This window comes from gamma proteobacterium SS-5, assembly GCA_009497875.2.
Lineage (GTDB): Bacteria > Pseudomonadota > Gammaproteobacteria > Chromatiales > Chromatiaceae > Magnetovirga > Magnetovirga frankeli.
Map to the genome: position 1 here is coordinate 2,650,479 of CP032508.2, position 18,511 is coordinate 2,668,989.

Consider the following 18,511-nt stretch of genomic DNA (forward strand, 5'->3'; position numbering starts at 1 on the left):
CGCCCGTGAGGGGAAAATGATGTCAGAAACAGCAACGGACACTGGGCAAGGCCCATTTAACATCAAGCCCTACAAGGAAAAAGAGGGTGAGGAATACATGAACGCCGAGCAGGAGGCGCACTTCCGCGAGATCCTCATGGCCTGGAAACGGGAACTGATGGAGGAGGTGGACCGTACCGTTGGCCACATGAAGGATGACGCCGCCAACTTCCCCGACCCCAACGATCGCGCCACCCAGGAATCGGAATTCAGCCTGGAACTGCGCACCCGTGACCGCGAACGCAAGCTGCTCAAGCGCATCGGCGATATGCTCAAGCGTCTGGATGAGCATGAATACGGCTACTGCGAGTCCTGCGGCGTGGAGATTGGTCTGCGTCGGCTGGAGGCCCGACCCACCGCCACCCTCTGTATCGACTGCAAGACCCTGGATGAGATCCGGGAAAGACAGCGGGCCTGATCCAGCGGATGGGGGGCGGCAGGCCCGCCTCCCCTATTGTGGTCGCTTTGCCCCCTCGCCCACCGGCACCCTGCACTTTGGCTCCCTGGTCGCTGCCCTGGCAAGCTATGCCGATGCCCGTGCGGCCGCTGGCCGCTGGCTGGTACGGATCGAGAACCTGGATCCACCGCGAGAGGTGCCAGGCTCCGCCGATCGGATCCTGCGCGCACTGGAGGCCTTTGGCTTTGCCTGGGATGGGCCTGTGCTGTACCAGTCGGAGCGCAGCACCCTGTACCGGGAGGTCTGTGAAGACCTCAAGCGCCAGGGCCTGGCCTATGTGTGCAGTTGTTCGCGCAAGCAGATTGCCGCCCGCGCCCCGAGCGGGATCGAAGGCCCCATCTACCCCGGCAGCTGCCGCCGTGCCGGCCTTGTCGATCGAACGGGGCGTGCCCTGCGTCTGCTCACCCAGGAGCAAGCCATTGACTTTGACGACCGCATCCAGGGGCCGCTGCGGCAGCGCGTGCAAAGCGAGTTTGGTGACTTTGTCATCCGCCGTGCCGATGGCCCCTTTGCCTACCAGCTGGCGGTGGTGGTGGACGACTGGCAGCAGGGCGTCAACCAGGTGGTACGCGGTTGTGACCTGCTCCACTCCAGCACCCGCCAGATCCATTTGCAGCGCTGTCTGGGTGCCCCCCGCCCCGGCTATGCCCATCTGCCGCTGGTACTGGATCGGCAGGGCCGCAAACTAAGCAAGAGTAGCGCCGATCAGCCGCTGGACCCGGCCAATCCCCTGCCCGCCCTGCGCGCCGCCTGGGGCTTTCTCGATCAACCAGACCCACCTGCACAGATCGAACGGCTGGACGAGTTCTGGGACTGGGCCTTGGCCAACTGGACCCTGGCGCGTATCCGGAGGACGCCAGATTAACCCCGGATTCCGCCCTTCGACAGGCCCAAGACAACACCCAGCTCACGGCTGGCGGCTGGCGGCTCATCAAGAACAAGATCAAGCCAGATGCATAGAGTCTCTGAATATCGGTTCACGTTGGGACATGCGGGATGATCGCCCTGCTCGATCCACTCAGGCACCAGGCCTTTCCCGACCCGGAACAGGCCGCGACCGAACCCGATGGGCTGCTGGCCCTGGGCGGCGATCTCAGTCCCGAGCGCCTGCTGGCGGCCTATCGGCGGGGCATCTTCCCCTGGTACAACGAGGGGCAGCCAATCCTCTGGTGGAGCCCCAACCCGCGCACCCTGCTCTACCCGGCCCGGCTGCACCTGTCCCGCAGCCTGAAGAAGCGTCTGCGCCGTTGTGATTACCGCATCGCCTTCGATACCGATTTTGCGGCGGTGATCGATGCCTGCGCCGCGCCCCGGCGGCAGGATAGCGGCACCTGGATCACCCAGGACATGCGCGACGCCTACCTGCGCCTGCACCGGCTGGGCCATGCCCATTCGGTGGAGGTCTGGCAGGAGGGGGAACTGGTGGGCGGGCTCTATGGCATCGGTATCAAGCGGGCGTTCTTTGGCGAGTCCATGTTCAGCCGGGTGGATGATGGCTCCAAGATCGCCCTGGCAGGGCTGGTGCATGGCTTTGCGGCCCAGCTGGACCTGATCGACTGCCAGGTACGCAATGCGCACCTGATCTCCCTGGGGGCGCAGGAGCTGGAACGACAGGAATTCGGCCGCCAACTGGCCATCGCCTGCGCAGCGGCCTCGGGGCCTGAGTTTGCCGGGGTGGGCTTCAGTGCCCAGGCGATTCTGGCGGGGCCTCCTTGCTCGACTCGATCCCCGAAAGCAGCCCCTTGAGGCGGGCATTGGCGATAAAGTGCAGCACCACGGCAGCACTGGCAAAGAAGAAGGAGGTGGCCATCAATGAGGCGAGGATGGGGTCTTTTTCGATCTCCGTTTCATAAAATACCGATCCGATGGCAAAGCCGACCGCAGCGGCATAACACATGATGGCAATGACATAGGTGATTTTTTGTCCGCGCGTGCGCTGCATGGCTGTTCCTGAATTTGAATGAATGAAGGACTGTGGCCGACTTGACCGGCCCAGCTGAACGCTGGCCACCGAAGTCTGACCTACAGGCTCGGCTTTGAGTCAGCCCAGGGTCGGAAGTTCAATCTGGCTTCTTCAGCGCCGCGCCCAGCAGCTTGGCGGTGACATCCACCAGGGGAATGACCCTGTCGTAGGCCATGCGCGTGGGACCGATGACGCCGAGCATGCCCACCACCTGATTATCCAGCTTGTAAGGGGCGGTCACCAGGCTGCAACCGTCGAAGGACTGATAGCCCGACTCCTGGCCGATGAAGATCTGAATCCCCTCGGCCGACATACAGTCATCCAGCAGGCGCAGGATCTCGTGCTTCTCGGTGAAGGCATCGAACAGGCGGCGCAGGCGCTGCATCTCGGCCAGTTCGTCAAAGCCCATCAGGTTGGTCTGGCCGGAGATGACGCAGTCGCCCTCGGCGTCCTCATCGTCAAACACCTGGCCGGCCATCTCCACCGCCTGGCGGCTGAGCCGGTTCATGTCCTCGCGGGTGGCCTGCAGCTCCTGTAGCATGCGCTCACGCACCTGTGCCAGGGAATGGCCGCTGAAGGTCTGAGTCAGGTAATTGGCGCTCTGCTCCAGCTCGGAGGCGCTATAGTCCCGGCGGGAGTGGATCACCCGGTTGATCACCTCCCCATCCACGGTCACCAGAATGGCCAGGATGCGTCCTGCCGAGAGGCGCAGAAATTCGATCTGGCGAAACACCACCCGCTCCGGCTTGGGCAGGGTCACCACCCCGGCCATGCTGGACATGCGTGACAGCCAGCGGGAGGCGCTTTGCAGGGCCCTGCCAGTGTTATCGGTGGACCTGAGTTCCTCCTCAAGTTCGCTAAACACCGAGTGCTCCAGGGGCTGCACCGTGAGCAGGGAATCGACGAACAGGCGATAGCCCTCGGCGGTAGGTACCCGTCCGGCCGAAGTATGGGGCGAGATGATCAGACCCAGGTCCTCCAGATCGGCCAGCACGTTGCGCACCGTCGCGGGACTGAGCGACAGGCCGCTGTCCCGCGCCAGGGTGCGCGAGCCCACCGGCTGACCATCACGGATGTAGCGCTCGATCAGGGTCTTGAGAAAATGTTGGGCACGCTCATCAAGCAGCTCGCCAATCGCCTGGGACAAGAAGTCAACCTCACTGCATGAATCAAAAAGTAACCACTCGGGCCGTTAAGCCCCTCGCGCCCTTGGTAGAGAGGGATTGAGGCAGGGGCAAGCAAGGAATCTGCGCCATAGGCGGCCCGCTGTCAAGCCGCTTATCGCCCGCCACTTATCCCCCGTTGGCCTGTTCCGGCCGACATGGTAGTGTTCACCGAGTTTTTTCACCAAACCAGGCTGATATGGCAGAACAATTCAACCGCGTGGGCCTGCTGGCCAAGCCCTCGCCCTCGGTGCGGGAAACCCTGCAGACCCTGATTGGCTACCTGCTCACCAGCGGCCATGAGGTGGTGCTCGACCAGAGCGCCGCCGAGCTGATGGGCCAGCCCCGGCTGGACTGCCTGGCGGCGGAGGAGCTGGTACAGCAGGCCGACCTGATCATCACCATCGGTGGCGACGGCACCCTGCTCGGCGCGGCGCGTCTGCTGGCCGAGCTGCAAACCCCGCTGCTGGGCATCAATCTGGGTCGGCTCGGCTTTCTGGCCGACATCTCACCGCAACAGATCAACCACAGCCTGGACCGCATCCTCGCCGGCGACTACGAGGAAGAGCAGCGTTTCATGCTCAATACCGAGATCCTTCGGCAAGGGGAGGTCCAGCACAGCGGCCTGGCACTGAATGATGCGGTGATCCACAAGTGGAACAGCGCCCGCATGATCGAGTTCGAGACCTATGTCAACGGCCGTTTTGTCGATCGGCAGCGCTCCGATGGCCTGATCATCGCCACCCCCACCGGCTCCACCGCCTATGCCCTGTCCGGCGGCGGACCCCTGCTGGAGCCGGATCTGGATGCCCTGCTGCTGGTGCCCATCTGCCCCCACACCCTGAGCAACCGGCCCATAGTGGTGGGCGGCGACAGCCTGATCGAGCTGGTCATCAGCCAGAGCACCGACCCGGCCAACGTGCGCGTCAGCTGCGACGGTCAGGACCAACTGGTGATCCAGGCCCATGACCGCATCCGCATCGGCCGCCACCCCAACCGCATCCGCCTGATCCACCCCGCCGGCCACGATCATTTCGACATCCTGCGCGCCAAACTGGGCTGGGGCGAACACAAAAACCCGGAGCGCCCATGCTGACCGGCATAAGCATCAGCAACCTGATCATCGTTGAACGGCTGGAGCTGGAATTCGACCCCGGCATGACCGCGCTGACCGGCGAGACCGGCGCGGGCAAGTCCATCCTCATCGACGCCCTGGGCCTGGCCCTGGGGGATAGGGCCGACAACAGCCTGATCCGCCACGGCGCGGAGCGGGCCGAGATCAGCGTCAGCTTCGATCTGGCCGACTGCCCGGAGGCCGCCCAATGGCTGGCCGACAACGACCTGGACGCGGATGACCAGTGCATCATCCGCCGCGTGCTCACCCGGGACAAACGCTCCCGCGCCTACATCAACGGCACCGCCAGCCCCGGCCCCCAGCTGCAGGGCCTGGGCGGCCTGCTGCTGGCGATCCACGGCCAGCACGCCCACCAGGCGCTGATGCAGGCCAGCCAGCAGCGCAACCTGCTGGATGACTACGCCGGCCTGGGCGAACAGCGGCGCCAGATTCAACAGACCTACCGCGACTGGCAGCAGACCCGCGAGCGCTTCGAGCAGCTGCGCCAGGCCTCCAGCGAACGCAACGACCGCCTCGACCTGCTGCGCTTTCAGGTACAGGAGCTGGACCAGCTGGCCCTGGGGGAAAACGAACTGGAACAGCTGGATGCGGAGCACGAGCGGCTCAGCCACGCCGGTCGCCTGCTGCAGGGCTGCAGCGCGCTTTTGGACCTGCTAGCCGAGGGCGAGGCCGACCTGCGCGGCGGGCTGGGCCAGGCCCTGCGCGAACTGCAGGAGCTCAGCCAGCTGGACCCGCGCCTGCAGGACCCCAACCAAGCGGTGGATAGCGCCCTGATCCAGCTGGACGAGGCCATCAGCGGCCTGCGCCACTATCTCGACCAGCTGGAGCTGGACCCGGAGCGCCTGGCCGAGCTGGAGCAGCGCCTGACCAGCATCCACGACATCGCCCGCAAGCACCGCCTGCAGCCAAGCGAGATCCCGACCCATCAGGCACGCCTGCGGGCAGAGCTTGCGCAGCTGGAGCACGCCGACGAGGCGCTGGATGGCCTGCTCGCTCAGACCCAGCGCCTGCAGCAGGACTACAGCGCCCAGGCCGAGGCCCTGCGCCAGGCCCGTCAACGGGCTGGCGAGCGCCTGGCGCAAGAGGTCAGCCAAAGCATGCAGCAGCTGGGCATGGTCGGCGGCCGCTTTCAGGTCAGCCTGGAGCCCCTGCCGCTGGAGAAGGCCTCCGCCAGCGGCCTGGATCGGGTCGTCTTTCTGGTCAGCGCCAACCACGGCCAACCCCTGCAGCCCCTGGCCAAGAGCGCCTCCGGCGGCGAGCTATCCCGCATCAGCCTGTCCCTGCAGGTGGCCACGGCAGATTGCAGCCGCACCCCGACCCTGATCTTCGACGAGGTGGACGTGGGCATAGGCGGCGGCGTGGCGGAGATCGTCGGCCGCCTGCTGCGCCGCCTGGGCGGCCAGCGCCAGGTCCTGTGCGTCACCCACCTGCCTCAGGTCGCGGCCCAGGCCCATCATCATCTGCAGGTACGCAAACACAGCGATGCCCAGGCCACCCAGACGCAGATTCAAGTATTGGATGAGTCGCAACGGGTGGATGAAATCGCCCGTATGCTCGGCGGCCTGGAGATCACCGAACAAAGCCTCAGCCACGCCCGGGAGATGATCCAGCGGGCCCGTTCATACTGAAGAAATCCCCCCTGCCCCCCTTTAGTAAAGGGGGGGGGGAGATTTGAGTCCTGTCCTCTGTCCTCTGTCCTCTGTCCAGCCTCCCCCTTTGCAAAAGGGGGATTCCGGCGTTGATAGTTACGCGGATGCTGAAGAAATCCCCCTGCCCCCCTTTGTAAAAGGGGGGAATTTGGGCAGTCCCCTTTGTAACGGGGGGATTTGACTCTCTCTCCTTAGAGATGAATGTGGGCGACTGGTTGCAATTTAGCTCAATCGGCAAGGGGAAGGGACTGTTTGGGCATTGGCTGTAGGTGATCGACCTCTTCCAGGCTGGTCTGGTCGTTGCGCAAGTGCTCATCCAGGGAGGAATTGCCGTCTTCGGCCTGGTCCGAGTTGGTCGTGGGCAGATTAACCGGCAAGCGGTCTGAGGTATCCAGGATCAAAGGCAGGCCGGTGGCGCTGTTGCCGATGACCACCACCTTGCTGTTGGGCGACTGGGATAATTTCAGCGTCGCCTCGATCCCGCGCCAGCGTAGATAGCTCTCCGAGATGGCCGGGGTGACGGTCTCCTGGAAGGCGCGTATGCCCTCGGCCTCGATGCGCTTGCGTTCGCTCTCCAGTTTTTCGCGCTCGACCCGGAAGCGATATTCCTGGGCCACCTGAGACTGCTCCAGCTTGCGCTCGATGGCATTGACGATATGTTCCGGTAGTTCGACCCGTTTGATCAGTATGTCCGTCAAAACGACCACGTCCTGGTGCTCCAGGCAATCACGATGGCAAATGCCGTTGGCCAGGGAGTCGTCGGTCACCTCATCATAGATCGCCTGCTGCACCTTGGCCCTTTCATTGGTATAGAGGGCCTCGGCCGTGTAGTGGGCGACCACTTCGCGGGTCACGGAACCCACCTCGGGCACCAGCAATTTTTCCAGATAATCCGGGCCAATGGTCTGATTCAGGATCAGGATATTTTCCGGTACGGCACGCCAACGAAAGGTCATGTCCACATTAAAATGCAGACCATCCTTGGATACCACCTGATAGGTCTGCTTGTGGTATTGCAGGCGCAGGTCATAGGTGTAAAAGACATCCCAGGGAAATATGATATGCAACCCCTCGGACAAGGGCCCCTGAGAGATTCGATCACCGGACCAGAACAGCCGATGCCAGACAATACTGGTGTGGCCAACCGGGGTGGTAAAGACCATGGAGTCCCAAAGCACGATCAGCAGAAAGAGCCCGATAAAAACCAGAAAGCTCAGGCCGAGGCTGATCTTCCGGAACAGACGAAGCAAAACGGCCTTCATGCCAGATCACCCACGACAGGCCGAAGGTGCTCCAGCCTTTGTTTCTGGTTCGCGCTGGGGATGGGTTTCATGGGGTACTCGTCCAGGCCCTGGACCGGGTCGGCTGCGGCATCGCTGACTGTCGTCATCGCGTCAATCTACGTTATTTCTGCTGTGGGCTGCCCATCATTAATGCAAGCCCCATAATCAGCGGAGACAAGAGCAGGGAGAGGACAAAGTTCCCCGCGAATCCCAAGGCCCGTCTGCGGCCATAAAAGCCAACGATGACACACAGCAAGACATAGAGCAGGATTATCGCGGGGTGGATGGACATCGATGGTTATTTTGCCTTGGCAGCGGCAAATTCCTTCTTCAGATCATCCTCTACGGCCTCGGCGCTGAAGTTGCTGAGGGTGCCGCCCCCGGCAAAGTGCATCACAAAGATCTTGCCGATGGCAAAGGTAGAGGCCGAGCCAAAGGCGGCCATGCCCAGGCTGCCGATCAGCGAACCCCCACCGGGGATGACCTTGAGCGAACTGCCCAGCAGGCCGGTGCTGATGCTGGCCGGTACCAGGGTACCCAGCAGGGCGGAGATCACCCCTTGCAGGGTTTCGTCGCCGACATCCAGGCCATAGACGCGGGCCAGGTCACGCACCATCTTGACCTGGACCGAGCCCAGGGCAAGCAGATCAACATAGGGGACAGGTACCACTGCGGCCGCAGCAGACCATTTGACCGCCGAAGCAATCACGCGGGCCGATTTGGCATGAAGGTCAACTTCGGGTTTTTCGGTTGTTGCAGTCGTCATGGGAGATTCCTCGGGGTTGGGGCTGGCAGACAGGCAACACGCATGTTAGTACAGGGCGTGCAACTTGTCCAAGGCAGTTTAAATCCGCACCCCTGTATTTTTTGCCGGGTCAGGCTCAACGCTTGGACGAGTAATTGGGATAGGCATTCTTGTCGATCATCACCTCGATCAGGTTGATGCCCTGTTCCAGGTCCAGCTCGCCAAACAGGCCATCAAGATCGGCCGCTTCGGCCACGCGGCGGTGCTGGATGCCGAAGGAACGGGCAAGCAGCTCGAAATCCGGATTGCTGAAGTCGCAGCTGAGGAAACGGCCGCCGTAGTGCTGGCGCTGGTTCTTGCGGATCAGGCCCATGGTGGCGTTGTTGAACAGGATGACATTCAGCGGGATGCGGTAATTCACCGCCGTCATCAACTCCATGCAGCACATCTGAAAGCCGCCGTCACCGATCACGGCGAAGGTCGGCTGCTTTCGCTCAAACTGGGCGCCAATGGCGGCCGGGATCGCATGCCCCAGGGAGGAGATGCCGGAATTGGGGTAGTAGCGGTTGTCCGCCGATACCGGGAAGAAGTTCTGGGCAAAGATGATGTTGTCGTCAAACAGCCGGGTGTTGGCGGGAAAGCGCTCTGCCAGCCGGCTGAACAGCTGCTCCACCAGGGAGAAGCCGGACTGGAACAGGCTGTAGCCCGCATCGACATGCTGGCGCAGCTGGGCCAGCTCCTGCTTGGCACGGCGGATACGCGGCTCCGGCTGGGCACGGCGGCCCAGATCAGCCAGCAGGGCCTGCAGGAGCTCGCCGATGTCGGCGTTGATCGCCAGGTCGGCGCTGAACACCTTCTCCAGCTGCATGGGATTCTGGTCGATCTGGATGATGCGCTTGCCCGCCAAGAGCTTTTGATCCCAGACATAGCTGGTGCGCTCGTTAAAACCGGCACCAATGATCAGCAGCAGATCGGCGCTGCGGCTGATGTACTCATAGGCCAGGCCACCGGAGGTAACCCCCAGGGTGCCCAGGGCCAGGGGCGAATTCTCCGCCACCACGCCCTTGCCCTTGAGGCTGGTGGCCACCGGAATGCCCTGACTCTGGCTGAGCTGGCGCAGCTGCTGCTCGGCCCCGGCCGCGAGACAGCCGTGGCCGGCGAGGATTACCGGCCGCTCGGCCTTGCCCAGCAGAGCATGGAGTTCGCGCAGCTGGCTGGGGTGGAAATGCAACCGCGGACGCCGTGGTCTGGTGCTGATCTGATCCAGGATGTCCGCATCCACCGCTTCCTTCTGTACGTCGAAGGGCAGGCTGAGCAGCACCGGCGCGGGCTGGGCAGAGCGCAGCACCTGCGCCGCCTGATTGAACACCTGCGCCAGATACTCGGTACGCTCCACCGTCTTGGCGTAGCGGGTGATGCCCTTGAACAGGGCCACCTGATCGATACTGCCGCCCTCCCCCGAGCTTTCCTGCAGGCCACCCTTGCCGAAGATGTGGGTGGGGGTCTCGCCGGTGATCACCAACAGCGGCAGGCGCTCGGCATAGGCGTTAGCGATGCCGGTGATCAGATTGGTGGCACCGGGCCCGGCGGTGGCGATGCAGGCACCGATGCGGCCCGATTGGGATCCAGCCGCTCGGGCATAGCCACCGGCCATGAAGGCGGCACCCTGCTCATGCTTGGCCAGCACCACCTGGATGCCGGAGTCGTTGAGGGCATCGTACACCGGCAAGATATGGGCGCCGGGCATGCCGAAGATGCAGCCGACCTCAAGACGCTGGAGAAAGGCAACAAGGGCTTGGCTGACGCTTATTTGCTTGTTCATAACATCGGGAGCCTCCAGCCTCCAGCTGCCAGCCTTTAGCCATCAGATGACTGGCTGGCAGCTGACAGCTGACCGCTGGCGGCTATTAGGCAAAGGCAAGTTGGCAGAAGCTAAGTAGGCTGGCCGGGAAGATGCCCAGGGCCAGCACCGCCAGGCCGTTGAGGCTGAGGGCGGCCTGGGTATCCCAGCCGGCGGTCAGCGGGGCGTCGGTGTCCGGCTCGTCGAAGTACATCAGCTTGACCACCCGCAGGTAGTAGAAGGCGCCGATGATAGAGAAGAACACTGCCACCAGGGCCAGCCAGACCAGACCGATGTCGATCACCGCCTGGAGCACGAACAGCTTGGAGAAGAAGCCGACGGTGGGCGGCACCCCGGCCATGGAGAACATCAGCAGCAGCATCATGCCGGCGAACCAGGGGCTGCGCTTGTTCAGGCCCTTGAGGTCGGTCAGACGCTCGGCGCTGAAGCCCTCGCGCCCCAGCAGCACCAGCACGCCGAAGCCGCCCAGGGCCATCAGCGCGTAGGTGATGGCATAGAACATGGCGCCGCTGAAGCCGTCCGGCGTGCCGGCGAGAATACCGAGCATGAGAAAGCCCACATGGGAGATGGTCGAGTAGGCCAGCATGCGCTTGATGTTGCTCTGGGCGATGGCGATGACATTGCCCACCGCCATGGACAGCACGGCGAGGATCGCCAGCATCCCCTGCCAATCCAGATGCAGGGCACCAAGGCCGTCCACCAGCAGGCGCATGGCCAGGGCGAAGGCGGCGATCTTGGGAATGCTGCCGATGAACAGGGTGGCGGAGGTGGGCGAGCCCTCATAGACATCCGGCACCCACATGTGGAAAGGCACAGCCCCCAGCTTGAAGGCCAGGCCTATGACCAGGAACACCAGGCCAAACACCAGCACCAGCTTGTCGGCACCCAAGAGCCCGGCAGCGACACCACTGAACAGGATGGATCCGGTGGCACCGTAGATCATGGAAATGCCATAGAGCAGCATGCCAGAGGCCACCGCGCCGAGGAGGAAGTATTTCATCGCCGCCTCAGAGCCCATGGGCGAGTCGCGGTCAAAGGCGACCATGGCGTAGAGGCTCAGGGCGAGCAGCTCCAGCCCCAGGTAGATGGTGAGGAAGCTGAAGGCGGAGACCATCACCATCATCCCCAGCAGGGCGAGCAGGCCGAGGACGTAGAACTCGCCCTTGAACAGCTTGCGGCTTTGCAGGTCGTGCTTGGCATAGAGAAAGGCACCGAAGGTCAGCACCAGCATGCTGATCTTGAGGGTATCGGCCATGGCGTCGCGCACATAGTGGCCGTCGAACACAATCTGCCGACCCTCACCAGGCAGCAGGGCGATGAGGAAGATGCCACCCACCAGCCCCACCTGGGTCAGGGCATAGGTCAGCATGCGCTGATCTTGGCGCAGAAAGACATCGATCAGCAGCACCAGCGAGGCCAGGCCGAGGAGATAAATCTCCGGCAGACTCACCAGCAGGTTGTTCATATCAAAGTTCATTGACTATTGATCCATTGGATTAAGAAATACCTAGTCCACAAATGACCGCGAATTCAGGACGCAGAGGACGCGGAGAAGCGCAGAGCACGCAGAGTTTTTTGCCATCACCTTTCCAGAGAAAGTGCTGGAATAACCAGCAATTCCGCTCTTTTCAACTCTGCGATCTCCGCGCTTCTCGGCTTTGGCATCCTGCGTCGCCCTACCTCCTGCGTCCATGCAGTCGTTTGCGTCCTCTGCGTCCTGCATCAAAACTCACAGCTTAGACACCGCCACGTGCTCCAGCAGCTGGCGGATGCTGGCGTCCATGACTTCCACCAGGGGAGCGGGCCAGAGGCCGAGCAGCAGCACTGCTATTGCCAGGGTGCCGAGTACCAAGGCCTCGCGGCCGTTGAGGTCTTGCAGCTTGGCCACCTTGTCGTTGGCGATCTCGCCGAAGATCACCCGCTTGACCATCCACAGGGTATAGGCAGCGCCGACGATCAGAGTGGTGGCAGCGAGGAAGGCGAACCAGAAATCGGCGCGGAAGGCGGCGAGGATCACCATGAACTCGCCGACAAAGCCCGAGGTGCCCGGCAGGCCGGCGTTGGCCATGGAGAAGAACACCATGAAGGCGGCGAAGATCGGCATGGAGTTGACCACGCCGCCGTAATCGTTGATCTGCCGGCTGTGCAGGCGGTCGTAAAGCACGCCGATGCAGAGGAACATGGCCGCGGAGATGAAGCCGTGAGAGACCATCTGCACCATGCCGCCTTCCAGACCGAGCACGGCACCGCCAGTAGCATCGGCGTTGGCCAGGATCATGAAAATGATGAAAAAGCCCAGGGTGACAAAGCCCATGTGAGCGATGGAGGAATAGGCCACCAGCTTCTTCATGTCCTGCTGCACCAGGGCGACAAAGCCGATATAGACCACGGCGATGAGCGACAGGCTGATCATCAGCCAGTCCAGTTCAGAACTGGCATCCGGCGTAATCGGCAGGGAGAAGCGCAGAAAGCCGTAGCCGCCGATCTTCAGCATGATCGCCGCCAGGATCACCGAGCCGCCGGTGGGTGCCTCGACGTGGGCATCCGGCAGCCAGGTATGCACCGGGAACATGGGCACCTTGACGGCAAAGGCGAGGAGGAAGGCGATGAAGATCAGCACCTGCTCCGTCAGCCCCAGCTTGAGATCGTGGAAGGCGAGGATCTCCATGCTATCGGCCAGGTTGTACATGTAGATCAGCGCCACCAGCATGAACACCGAGCCGAGGAAGGTGTAGAGGAAGAACTTGATCGTGGCATAGACCCGGTTCGGCCCGCCCCAGATGCCGATGATGACGAACATCGGGATCAGCATGGCCTCCCAGAACACATAAAACAGCATGGCGTCGAGGGCGCTGAACACGCCGACCATCACCCCCTCCATGATCAGGAAGGCGGCCATGTACTGGTGCGGCTTGTACTGGATCACCTCCCAACCGGCGATGATCACTAGGATAGTGATGAAGGTAGTGAGCAGGATCAGCGGCATGGAAATACCATCCACCCCCAGGTAATACTGGATGTGGAACATCTCCACCCAGGGCATGCGCTCGACGAACTGCATCTGCGCCGTGCCGGCATCAAAGCCGGTCCACAGCGGGATGCTGAACAGGAAGGTCAGCACGGCAATCCACAGCGATAGCCAGCGGGTTACCCCAGGGGCCTTGTCGCCACTGGCCAGGACCAGGAAGCCGCCGACGATGGGCAGCCAGATGATCAGGCTGAGAAGGGGCCAGTCTGCGCTCATGCCAAATCCACCCTTAAGCTCCAGAGAACACGAAGACGCCCAGCAGCAACAGCAGGCCGAGGATCATCGCAATTGCATAGTGATACAGATAACCGGTCTGAACCTGCCGCGCCACCTGGGCAAAGGAGTTCACCAGCCGGGCCGAGCCGTTGACCAGCAGGCCGTCGATAAACCAGCGATCACCGGCCGAGGAGAACAGGCCGCCAAGACCGCGGCTGCCCTTGGCGAACAGCAGCTGATAGGCCTCGTCCACCCAGTATTTGCGATCGAGCAGGTCATGTAGCCAGCCCAGGCGTGCCTTGATGGCAGCAGCAATAGCCGGATTGCGCGTATAGAGATACCAGGCCAGACCCAGGCCAGCCATCGCCAGCCAGAAGGGCGCGGTGACCAGACCATGCAGGACAAAGCCGAACTGGCCGTGATAACCCTCGCCCACCTTGGCCAGGGTATCGTGCTGCGGCAGCACGGTGATGATCCCGGCGAACCAGTCACCGAACAGCATGGGCTGTACCGTCAACCAACCGATCAGCACCGAGGGGATGGCCAGCAGGATCAGCGGCAGCGTCACCACCCAGGGGGATTCGTGCGGCTTGGGCTCGTCATGTACCTGGTGGTGCTCCTGGGCCTCGGCATCGCCGTGGTCATCATGGGCCTCATGGTGAGGCTCGAAATGGCGCGGGCCCTGACCGTGGAACACCAGGAAGAACATGCGGAAGCTGTAGAGGGCAGTGATGAATACACCCAAGGTCACCAGTACCAGGGCGTAGCCGCTGCCTGGGATCTGCGCATGGCCCACGGCGGCGATGATGGCATCCTTGGAGAAGAAGCCGGAGAAACCGGGAAAGCCGATCAGCGCCAGCGAGCCCAGCAGCGCGGTCCAATAGGTGATCGGCATGTGTTTCTTCAGGCCGCCCATGTTGCGGATGTCCTGATCGTGGTGCATGCCGATGATCACCGACCCGGCGGCGAGGAACAGCAGCGCCTTGAAAAAGGCATGGGTCATCAGATGGAACAGGCCGGCGGCATAGGCGGAAACCCCCAGTGCGACCACCATGTAACCCAGCTGGGACAGGGTCGAATAGGCCACCACCCGCTTGATGTCGTTCTGCACTATGCCGATCAGACCAGTGAAGAAGGCGGTGGTGGCGCCGATGATGAGCACAAAGCTCAGCGCCGTCTCCGACATCTCATACAGCGGCGACATGCGCGCTACCATGAAGATACCCGCGGTGACCATGGTGGCGGCATGGATCAGGGCCGAGATCGGCGTCGGGCCTTCCATGGAATCTGGCAGCCAGACGTGCAGCGGCACCTGGGCCGACTTGCCCATGGCGCCGATGAACAGCAGGATGCAGATCAGGGTCATCAGCGACCAGCTGGCATCGCCCCAGATCTGCACCTGGGTATCGGCATGGGCGCCAGCTTGGGCGAACACCTCGGCATAGTCCAGGCTGTTGAAATACATGGCCACGGCGGCAATGCCGAGGATGAAACCGAAGTCACCGACGCGATTGACCAGAAATGCCTTCATATTGGCGAAGATGGCGGTCTCGCGCTTGTAATAGAAGCCGATCAGCAGGTAAGACACCAGGCCCACCGCCTCCCAGCCGAAGAACAGCTGCATGAAGTTGTTGGACATCACCAGCATCAGCATGGAGAAGGTGAACAGGGCGATGTAGCTGAAGAAGCGCTGATAGCCCTCCTCATGCTGCATGTAGCCGATGGTGTAGATGTGCACCATCAGCGAGACGAAGGTCACCACCGACATCATCATTACCGTCAGCCGGTCCACCAGAAAGCCCACCTCAAAGCGCAGGCCATCGCTGATCATCCAGGTATAAACCGCCTGATTGAATACCGGCTGGTCGTTGAAGATGAACAGCTTGAGGGTATAGAGCGACAGCAGGCAGGACAGGCCAACGCCGAGAATGGTCACCCAATGGGCACCGGCCCGGCCGATCTGTTTGCCGAACAGGCCAGCCAGGATGGCACCGATCAGGGGCGCCAGCACAATTGTCAGGTAAATCGCTTCCATCTGCCCTCCCCTAGCCTTGATTAGACGAAGGACGCAGAGACCGCAAAGGAGCGCGGAGATCGCAGAGTATTTTGGAGAACGGCATCTGGGAACTCCGAACGCCTGCTCGGGCCTGCCAAGTACAGCAGCCAACAGAATCCGGGTTAAACAAACTCCGCGTGCTCTGCGCTTCTCCGCGCACTCTGCGTCCTGAATTTTTCATCAATCTATTCATCTACTTAGGCCTAACCCTTGAGAGCGCCAATGTCATCGACATTGATGCTGCGCTTGTTGCGGAACAGCACCACCAGAATGGCCAGACCTATGGCCGCCTCCGCCGCTGCCACGGTGAGGATGAAGAAGACAAAGATCTGCCCGGACAGATCGCCGAGAAAATGGGAGAAGGCGATGAAGTTCATGTTCACCGCCAGCAGCATCAGCTCGACGCACATCAGCAGAATCAGCAGGTTCTTGCGATTGAGAAAGATACCGGCAATGCTCAGGGAAAACAGGATGGCGCTGAGGATCAGGTAGTCGGACAGGGCTAGCACGGCATCAATCCTCCGCATCCATGCTGACCAGGCGCACACGCTCTTCGCGCTTCACCTGCAGCTGTCTGCTGATGTTCTGGGTCTTCTTCTCCGGCCGCCGACGCAGGGTCAGGCCGATGGCGGCGACTATGCCCACCAGCAGGATCACCGCTGCGATCTCGAAGGGGTACATGTAGCTGGTGTATAGCTGCTGACCTATGGCCTCGGTATTGGCGTAGTCCGCCCCGCTCGGCTGTGGCTTGGGGTAGTGCTCCAAGCCAAAACGGGCCGGGCCCACCACCAGCACCATTTCCACCAGCATCACTGCGGCAATGACACCGCCGAGCCAGACATAACGAATAAACCCGGCACGCATGGCGGCCACGTCGATGTCCAGCATCATGATGACGAACAAAAACAGCACCATCACCGCGCCCACATAGACCAGCACCAGGGTAATGGCGAGGAACTCCGCCTCCAGCAGCATCCAGAGAATGGCGGACTGGAAGAAGGCAAACACCAGAAACAGCGCCGAATGCACCGGATTGCGGCGCAGGATCACCATGCTGGCAGAAAACACCAGCAGGGCCGCAACCACATAGAAAATCATCTTTTCGTAGGACATGAATGTCTTGCCTTAGCCTAAATCAACAGTTCCGCAGCCAAAAAGGGACGCAGAGGACGCAAAGGAGCGCAAAGAACGCCGAGAAAGAAAAACCTTAAAGCAACCATCCCTGACCAGATCAAGCCAGCCCTCAAATTGAGCAGGAGCACCCCTGGAAAGCCCCACATCAAAACTCAGCGATCTCTGCGCTTCTCTGCGATCTCTGCGTCCGATTTTTTCAGTCATTGGTTTCAGCTTAACGGTACTTGGCCTGCTCGGCGCGGTCGGCGGCCAGTTGGGCTTCGTATTGCTCGCCTATGGCCAGCAGGCGCTGCTTGTCGATGACCCGCTCGCTGTTCTGTTCCATGCTGTACTCGTAGATGCGGCTCAGGACGATGGAGTCCACCGGGCAGGATTCCTCGCAGAAACCGCAATAGATGCACTTGAACAGGTCGATCTCGTACTTACTGGTGCGGCGCGAGCCGTCCTCGCGCGGTTCTGCTTCGATGGTGATCGCCAGCGCCGGGCAGACCGCCTCGCACAGCTTGCAGGCGATGCAGCGCTCCTCGCCGTTGGGATAGCGGCGCAGGGCATGCAGGCCACGGAAGCGCGGCGATACCGGCGCCTTCTCCTCCGGATACTGCACGGTAAACTTGGGGCGGAAGAAATAGCGCCCGGTTACGCCCAGTCCCTTGAACAGTTCCAGCAGGAACAGGCTTTTGATGCTGTGGGTGAGTGCTTTCAACATGGCAGGCCTCAGTCAAACCACCAGGGCAGCTGATAGACCACCGCCAGCGCCACCAGAAGAATCCAGACGATGGTGATCGGAATGAACACTTTCCAGCCCAGGCGCATGATCTGGTCGTAGCGGTAGCGCGGGAAGGTGGCACGCAACCAGAGGAACAGGAACATGAAGACAAAGGTCTTGAGCACCAGCCAGAAGAAGCCCGGCACCCAGGCGAAGACCGGTTCCAGGAAAGTGCCCTGGAAGGGTGACAACCAGCCGCCCATGAACATCAGCGCGGTCAGGGCGGAGACCAGGATCATATTGGCGTATTCGCCCAGGAAGAAGGCAGCGAAGGCCATGCCGGAGTAATCCACATGGAAACCGGCGACGATCTCCGACTCACCCTCGGCCACGTCGAAGGGGGCGCGGTTGGTCTCGGCCACGCCGGAGATGAAGTAGATGACAAACAGCGGCAGCAGCGGCAGCCAGAACCAGTGCAACGCCGAGCCGCTCTGCGCTTGCACGATCTGCCCCAGATTCAGGCTGCCGGCGGCCACCAGCACGCCCACCAGGGCAAAGCCCATGGCGATTTCATAGCTGACCACCTGCGCCGCCGAGCGCATGGCACCGAGCAGGGCATATTTGGAGTTGGAGGCCCAGCCGGCGATGATCACCCCATAGACACCGATGGAGGTCATTGCCAGCAGATAGAGCAGACCGGCGTTGACATCCGCCAGCACCAGGCCCTCGTCAAAGGGAAACACCGCCCAGGCCGCCAGTGCCGGGCCCAGGGTCAGCATTGGCGCAATCAGAAACAGCAGCGGGCTGGCCTTGGTGGGGATGATGATCTCCTTGAACATCAGCTTCACCGCATCGGCGATGGGCTGCCCCAGCCCGAACAGGTTCTTGCCGAAGAAGCCGACCCGGTTGGGGCCGATGCGCACCTGCATGTAGCCGATCACCTTGCGCTCGGCCCAGGTGTAGTAGGCCACCAGGATCATCAGCGGCAGCATGATCACCGTGATCTTGAGCAGAATGCCCAGCAGGGGCAGTTCCGTGGTGATGTAGTTCCAGATCGTCAGCACCGGTCTTCTCCG

At 61.9% G+C, this 18,511-nt stretch carries 17 protein-coding genes; 5 read left to right on the forward strand and 12 right to left on the reverse strand.

Going from position 1 to position 18,511, the window contains the following annotated elements; all coding sequences use genetic code 11:
* Window positions 1-19 precede the first annotated feature (19 nt).
* The 3 genes from dksA to D5125_00285 all read left to right on the forward strand — a co-directional run bounded on the left by dksA (window position 20) and on the right by D5125_00285 (window position 2,242).
* Complete coding sequence (gene dksA, locus D5125_00275) at window positions 20-457, forward strand: RNA polymerase-binding protein DksA (protein ID QFY88039.2); 438 nt, start codon at window positions 20-22, stop codon at window positions 455-457.
* On the forward strand, window positions 429-1,361 hold the full coding sequence (gluQRS, locus tag D5125_00280; protein QFY88040.1) for a tRNA glutamyl-Q(34) synthetase GluQRS: 933 nt from the start codon (window positions 429-431) through the stop codon (window positions 1,359-1,361). The genes dksA and gluQRS overlap by 29 nt, the downstream gene beginning before the upstream one ends.
* 131 nt (window positions 1,362-1,492) lie before the next feature.
* Window positions 1,493-2,242 carry a leucyl/phenylalanyl-tRNA--protein transferase gene (locus tag D5125_00285; GenBank protein QFY88041.1) on the forward strand — a complete coding sequence of 250 codons (750 nt, stop codon included), beginning with the start codon at window positions 1,493-1,495 and terminating at the stop codon, window positions 2,240-2,242.
* On the opposite strand, the gene D5125_17220 is transcribed toward D5125_00285, so the two are convergent.
* Together D5125_17220 and hrcA are read right to left on the reverse strand one after the other, a co-directional pair.
* Window positions 2,178-2,438 (reverse strand): hypothetical protein, encoded by a 261-nt coding sequence (locus tag D5125_17220; protein ID QPB72183.1) that lies wholly within the window; start codon window positions 2,436-2,438, stop codon window positions 2,178-2,180. The genes D5125_00285 and D5125_17220 overlap by 65 nt on opposite strands.
* 118 nt (window positions 2,439-2,556) lie before the next feature.
* Window positions 2,557-3,606, reverse strand: coding sequence for a heat-inducible transcriptional repressor HrcA (gene hrcA / locus D5125_00290; GenBank protein ID QFY88042.1), 1,050 nt, complete (start codon window positions 3,604-3,606; stop codon window positions 2,557-2,559).
* A 215-nt stretch (window positions 3,607-3,821) separates the two neighbouring features.
* Between hrcA and D5125_00295 the strand changes: the two genes are divergently transcribed.
* Window positions 3,822-4,718 (forward strand): NAD(+) kinase, encoded by an 897-nt coding sequence (locus tag D5125_00295; GenBank protein QFY88043.1) that lies wholly within the window; start codon window positions 3,822-3,824, stop codon window positions 4,716-4,718.
* Window positions 4,712-6,385, forward strand: coding sequence for a DNA repair protein RecN (gene recN, locus D5125_00300; protein ID QFY88044.1), 1,674 nt, complete (start codon window positions 4,712-4,714; stop codon window positions 6,383-6,385). The genes D5125_00295 and recN overlap by 7 nt, the downstream gene beginning before the upstream one ends.
* Before the next feature lie 248 nt (window positions 6,386-6,633).
* On the opposite strand, the gene D5125_00305 is transcribed toward recN, so the two are convergent.
* From D5125_00305 to nuoH, 10 genes are all read right to left on the reverse strand, one after another.
* On the reverse strand, window positions 6,634-7,668 hold the full coding sequence (locus tag D5125_00305; protein ID QFY88045.1) for a prohibitin family protein: 1,035 nt from the start codon (window positions 7,666-7,668) through the stop codon (window positions 6,634-6,636).
* A gap of 319 nt (window positions 7,669-7,987) precedes the next feature.
* On the reverse strand, window positions 7,988-8,455 hold the full coding sequence (locus D5125_00310; protein ID QFY88046.1) for a DUF697 domain-containing protein: 468 nt from the start codon (window positions 8,453-8,455) through the stop codon (window positions 7,988-7,990).
* Between the two features lie 115 nt (window positions 8,456-8,570).
* Entirely contained in the window at window positions 8,571-10,256 is a 1,686-nt protein-coding gene (locus tag D5125_00315; GenBank protein QFY88047.1) for a thiamine pyrophosphate-binding protein, read from the reverse strand.
* A gap of 85 nt (window positions 10,257-10,341) precedes the next feature.
* The gene (gene nuoN, locus D5125_00320; protein ID QFY88048.1) at window positions 10,342-11,772 is read right to left on the reverse strand and encodes an NADH-quinone oxidoreductase subunit NuoN; all 1,431 of its coding nucleotides are present in this window, start codon (window positions 11,770-11,772) and stop codon (window positions 10,342-10,344) included.
* 252 nt (window positions 11,773-12,024) lie between these two features.
* Window positions 12,025-13,539, reverse strand: a complete 1,515-nt coding sequence (locus tag D5125_00325; GenBank protein ID QFY88049.1) for an NADH-quinone oxidoreductase subunit M — start codon at window positions 13,537-13,539, stop codon at window positions 12,025-12,027.
* A 13-nt stretch (window positions 13,540-13,552) separates the two neighbouring features.
* A complete protein-coding gene (gene nuoL / locus D5125_00330) occupies window positions 13,553-15,574 on the reverse strand; it encodes an NADH-quinone oxidoreductase subunit L (GenBank protein ID QFY88050.1) in 2,022 nt (673 codons plus the stop codon).
* A gap of 224 nt (window positions 15,575-15,798) precedes the next feature.
* A complete protein-coding gene (gene nuoK, locus D5125_00335; protein ID QFY88051.1) occupies window positions 15,799-16,104 on the reverse strand; it encodes an NADH-quinone oxidoreductase subunit NuoK in 306 nt (101 codons plus the stop codon).
* 4 nt (window positions 16,105-16,108) lie between these two features.
* Window positions 16,109-16,708 (reverse strand): NADH-quinone oxidoreductase subunit J, encoded by a 600-nt coding sequence (locus tag D5125_00340; protein ID QFY88052.1) that lies wholly within the window; start codon window positions 16,706-16,708, stop codon window positions 16,109-16,111.
* Between the two features lie 235 nt (window positions 16,709-16,943).
* On the reverse strand, window positions 16,944-17,435 hold the full coding sequence (gene nuoI, locus D5125_00345) for an NADH-quinone oxidoreductase subunit NuoI (protein ID QFY88053.1): 492 nt from the start codon (window positions 17,433-17,435) through the stop codon (window positions 16,944-16,946).
* Between the two features lie 8 nt (window positions 17,436-17,443).
* Window positions 17,444-18,490 (reverse strand): NADH-quinone oxidoreductase subunit NuoH, encoded by a 1,047-nt coding sequence (gene nuoH, locus D5125_00350; protein QFY91014.1) that lies wholly within the window; start codon window positions 18,488-18,490, stop codon window positions 17,444-17,446.
* Window positions 18,491-18,511 lie beyond the last annotated feature (21 nt).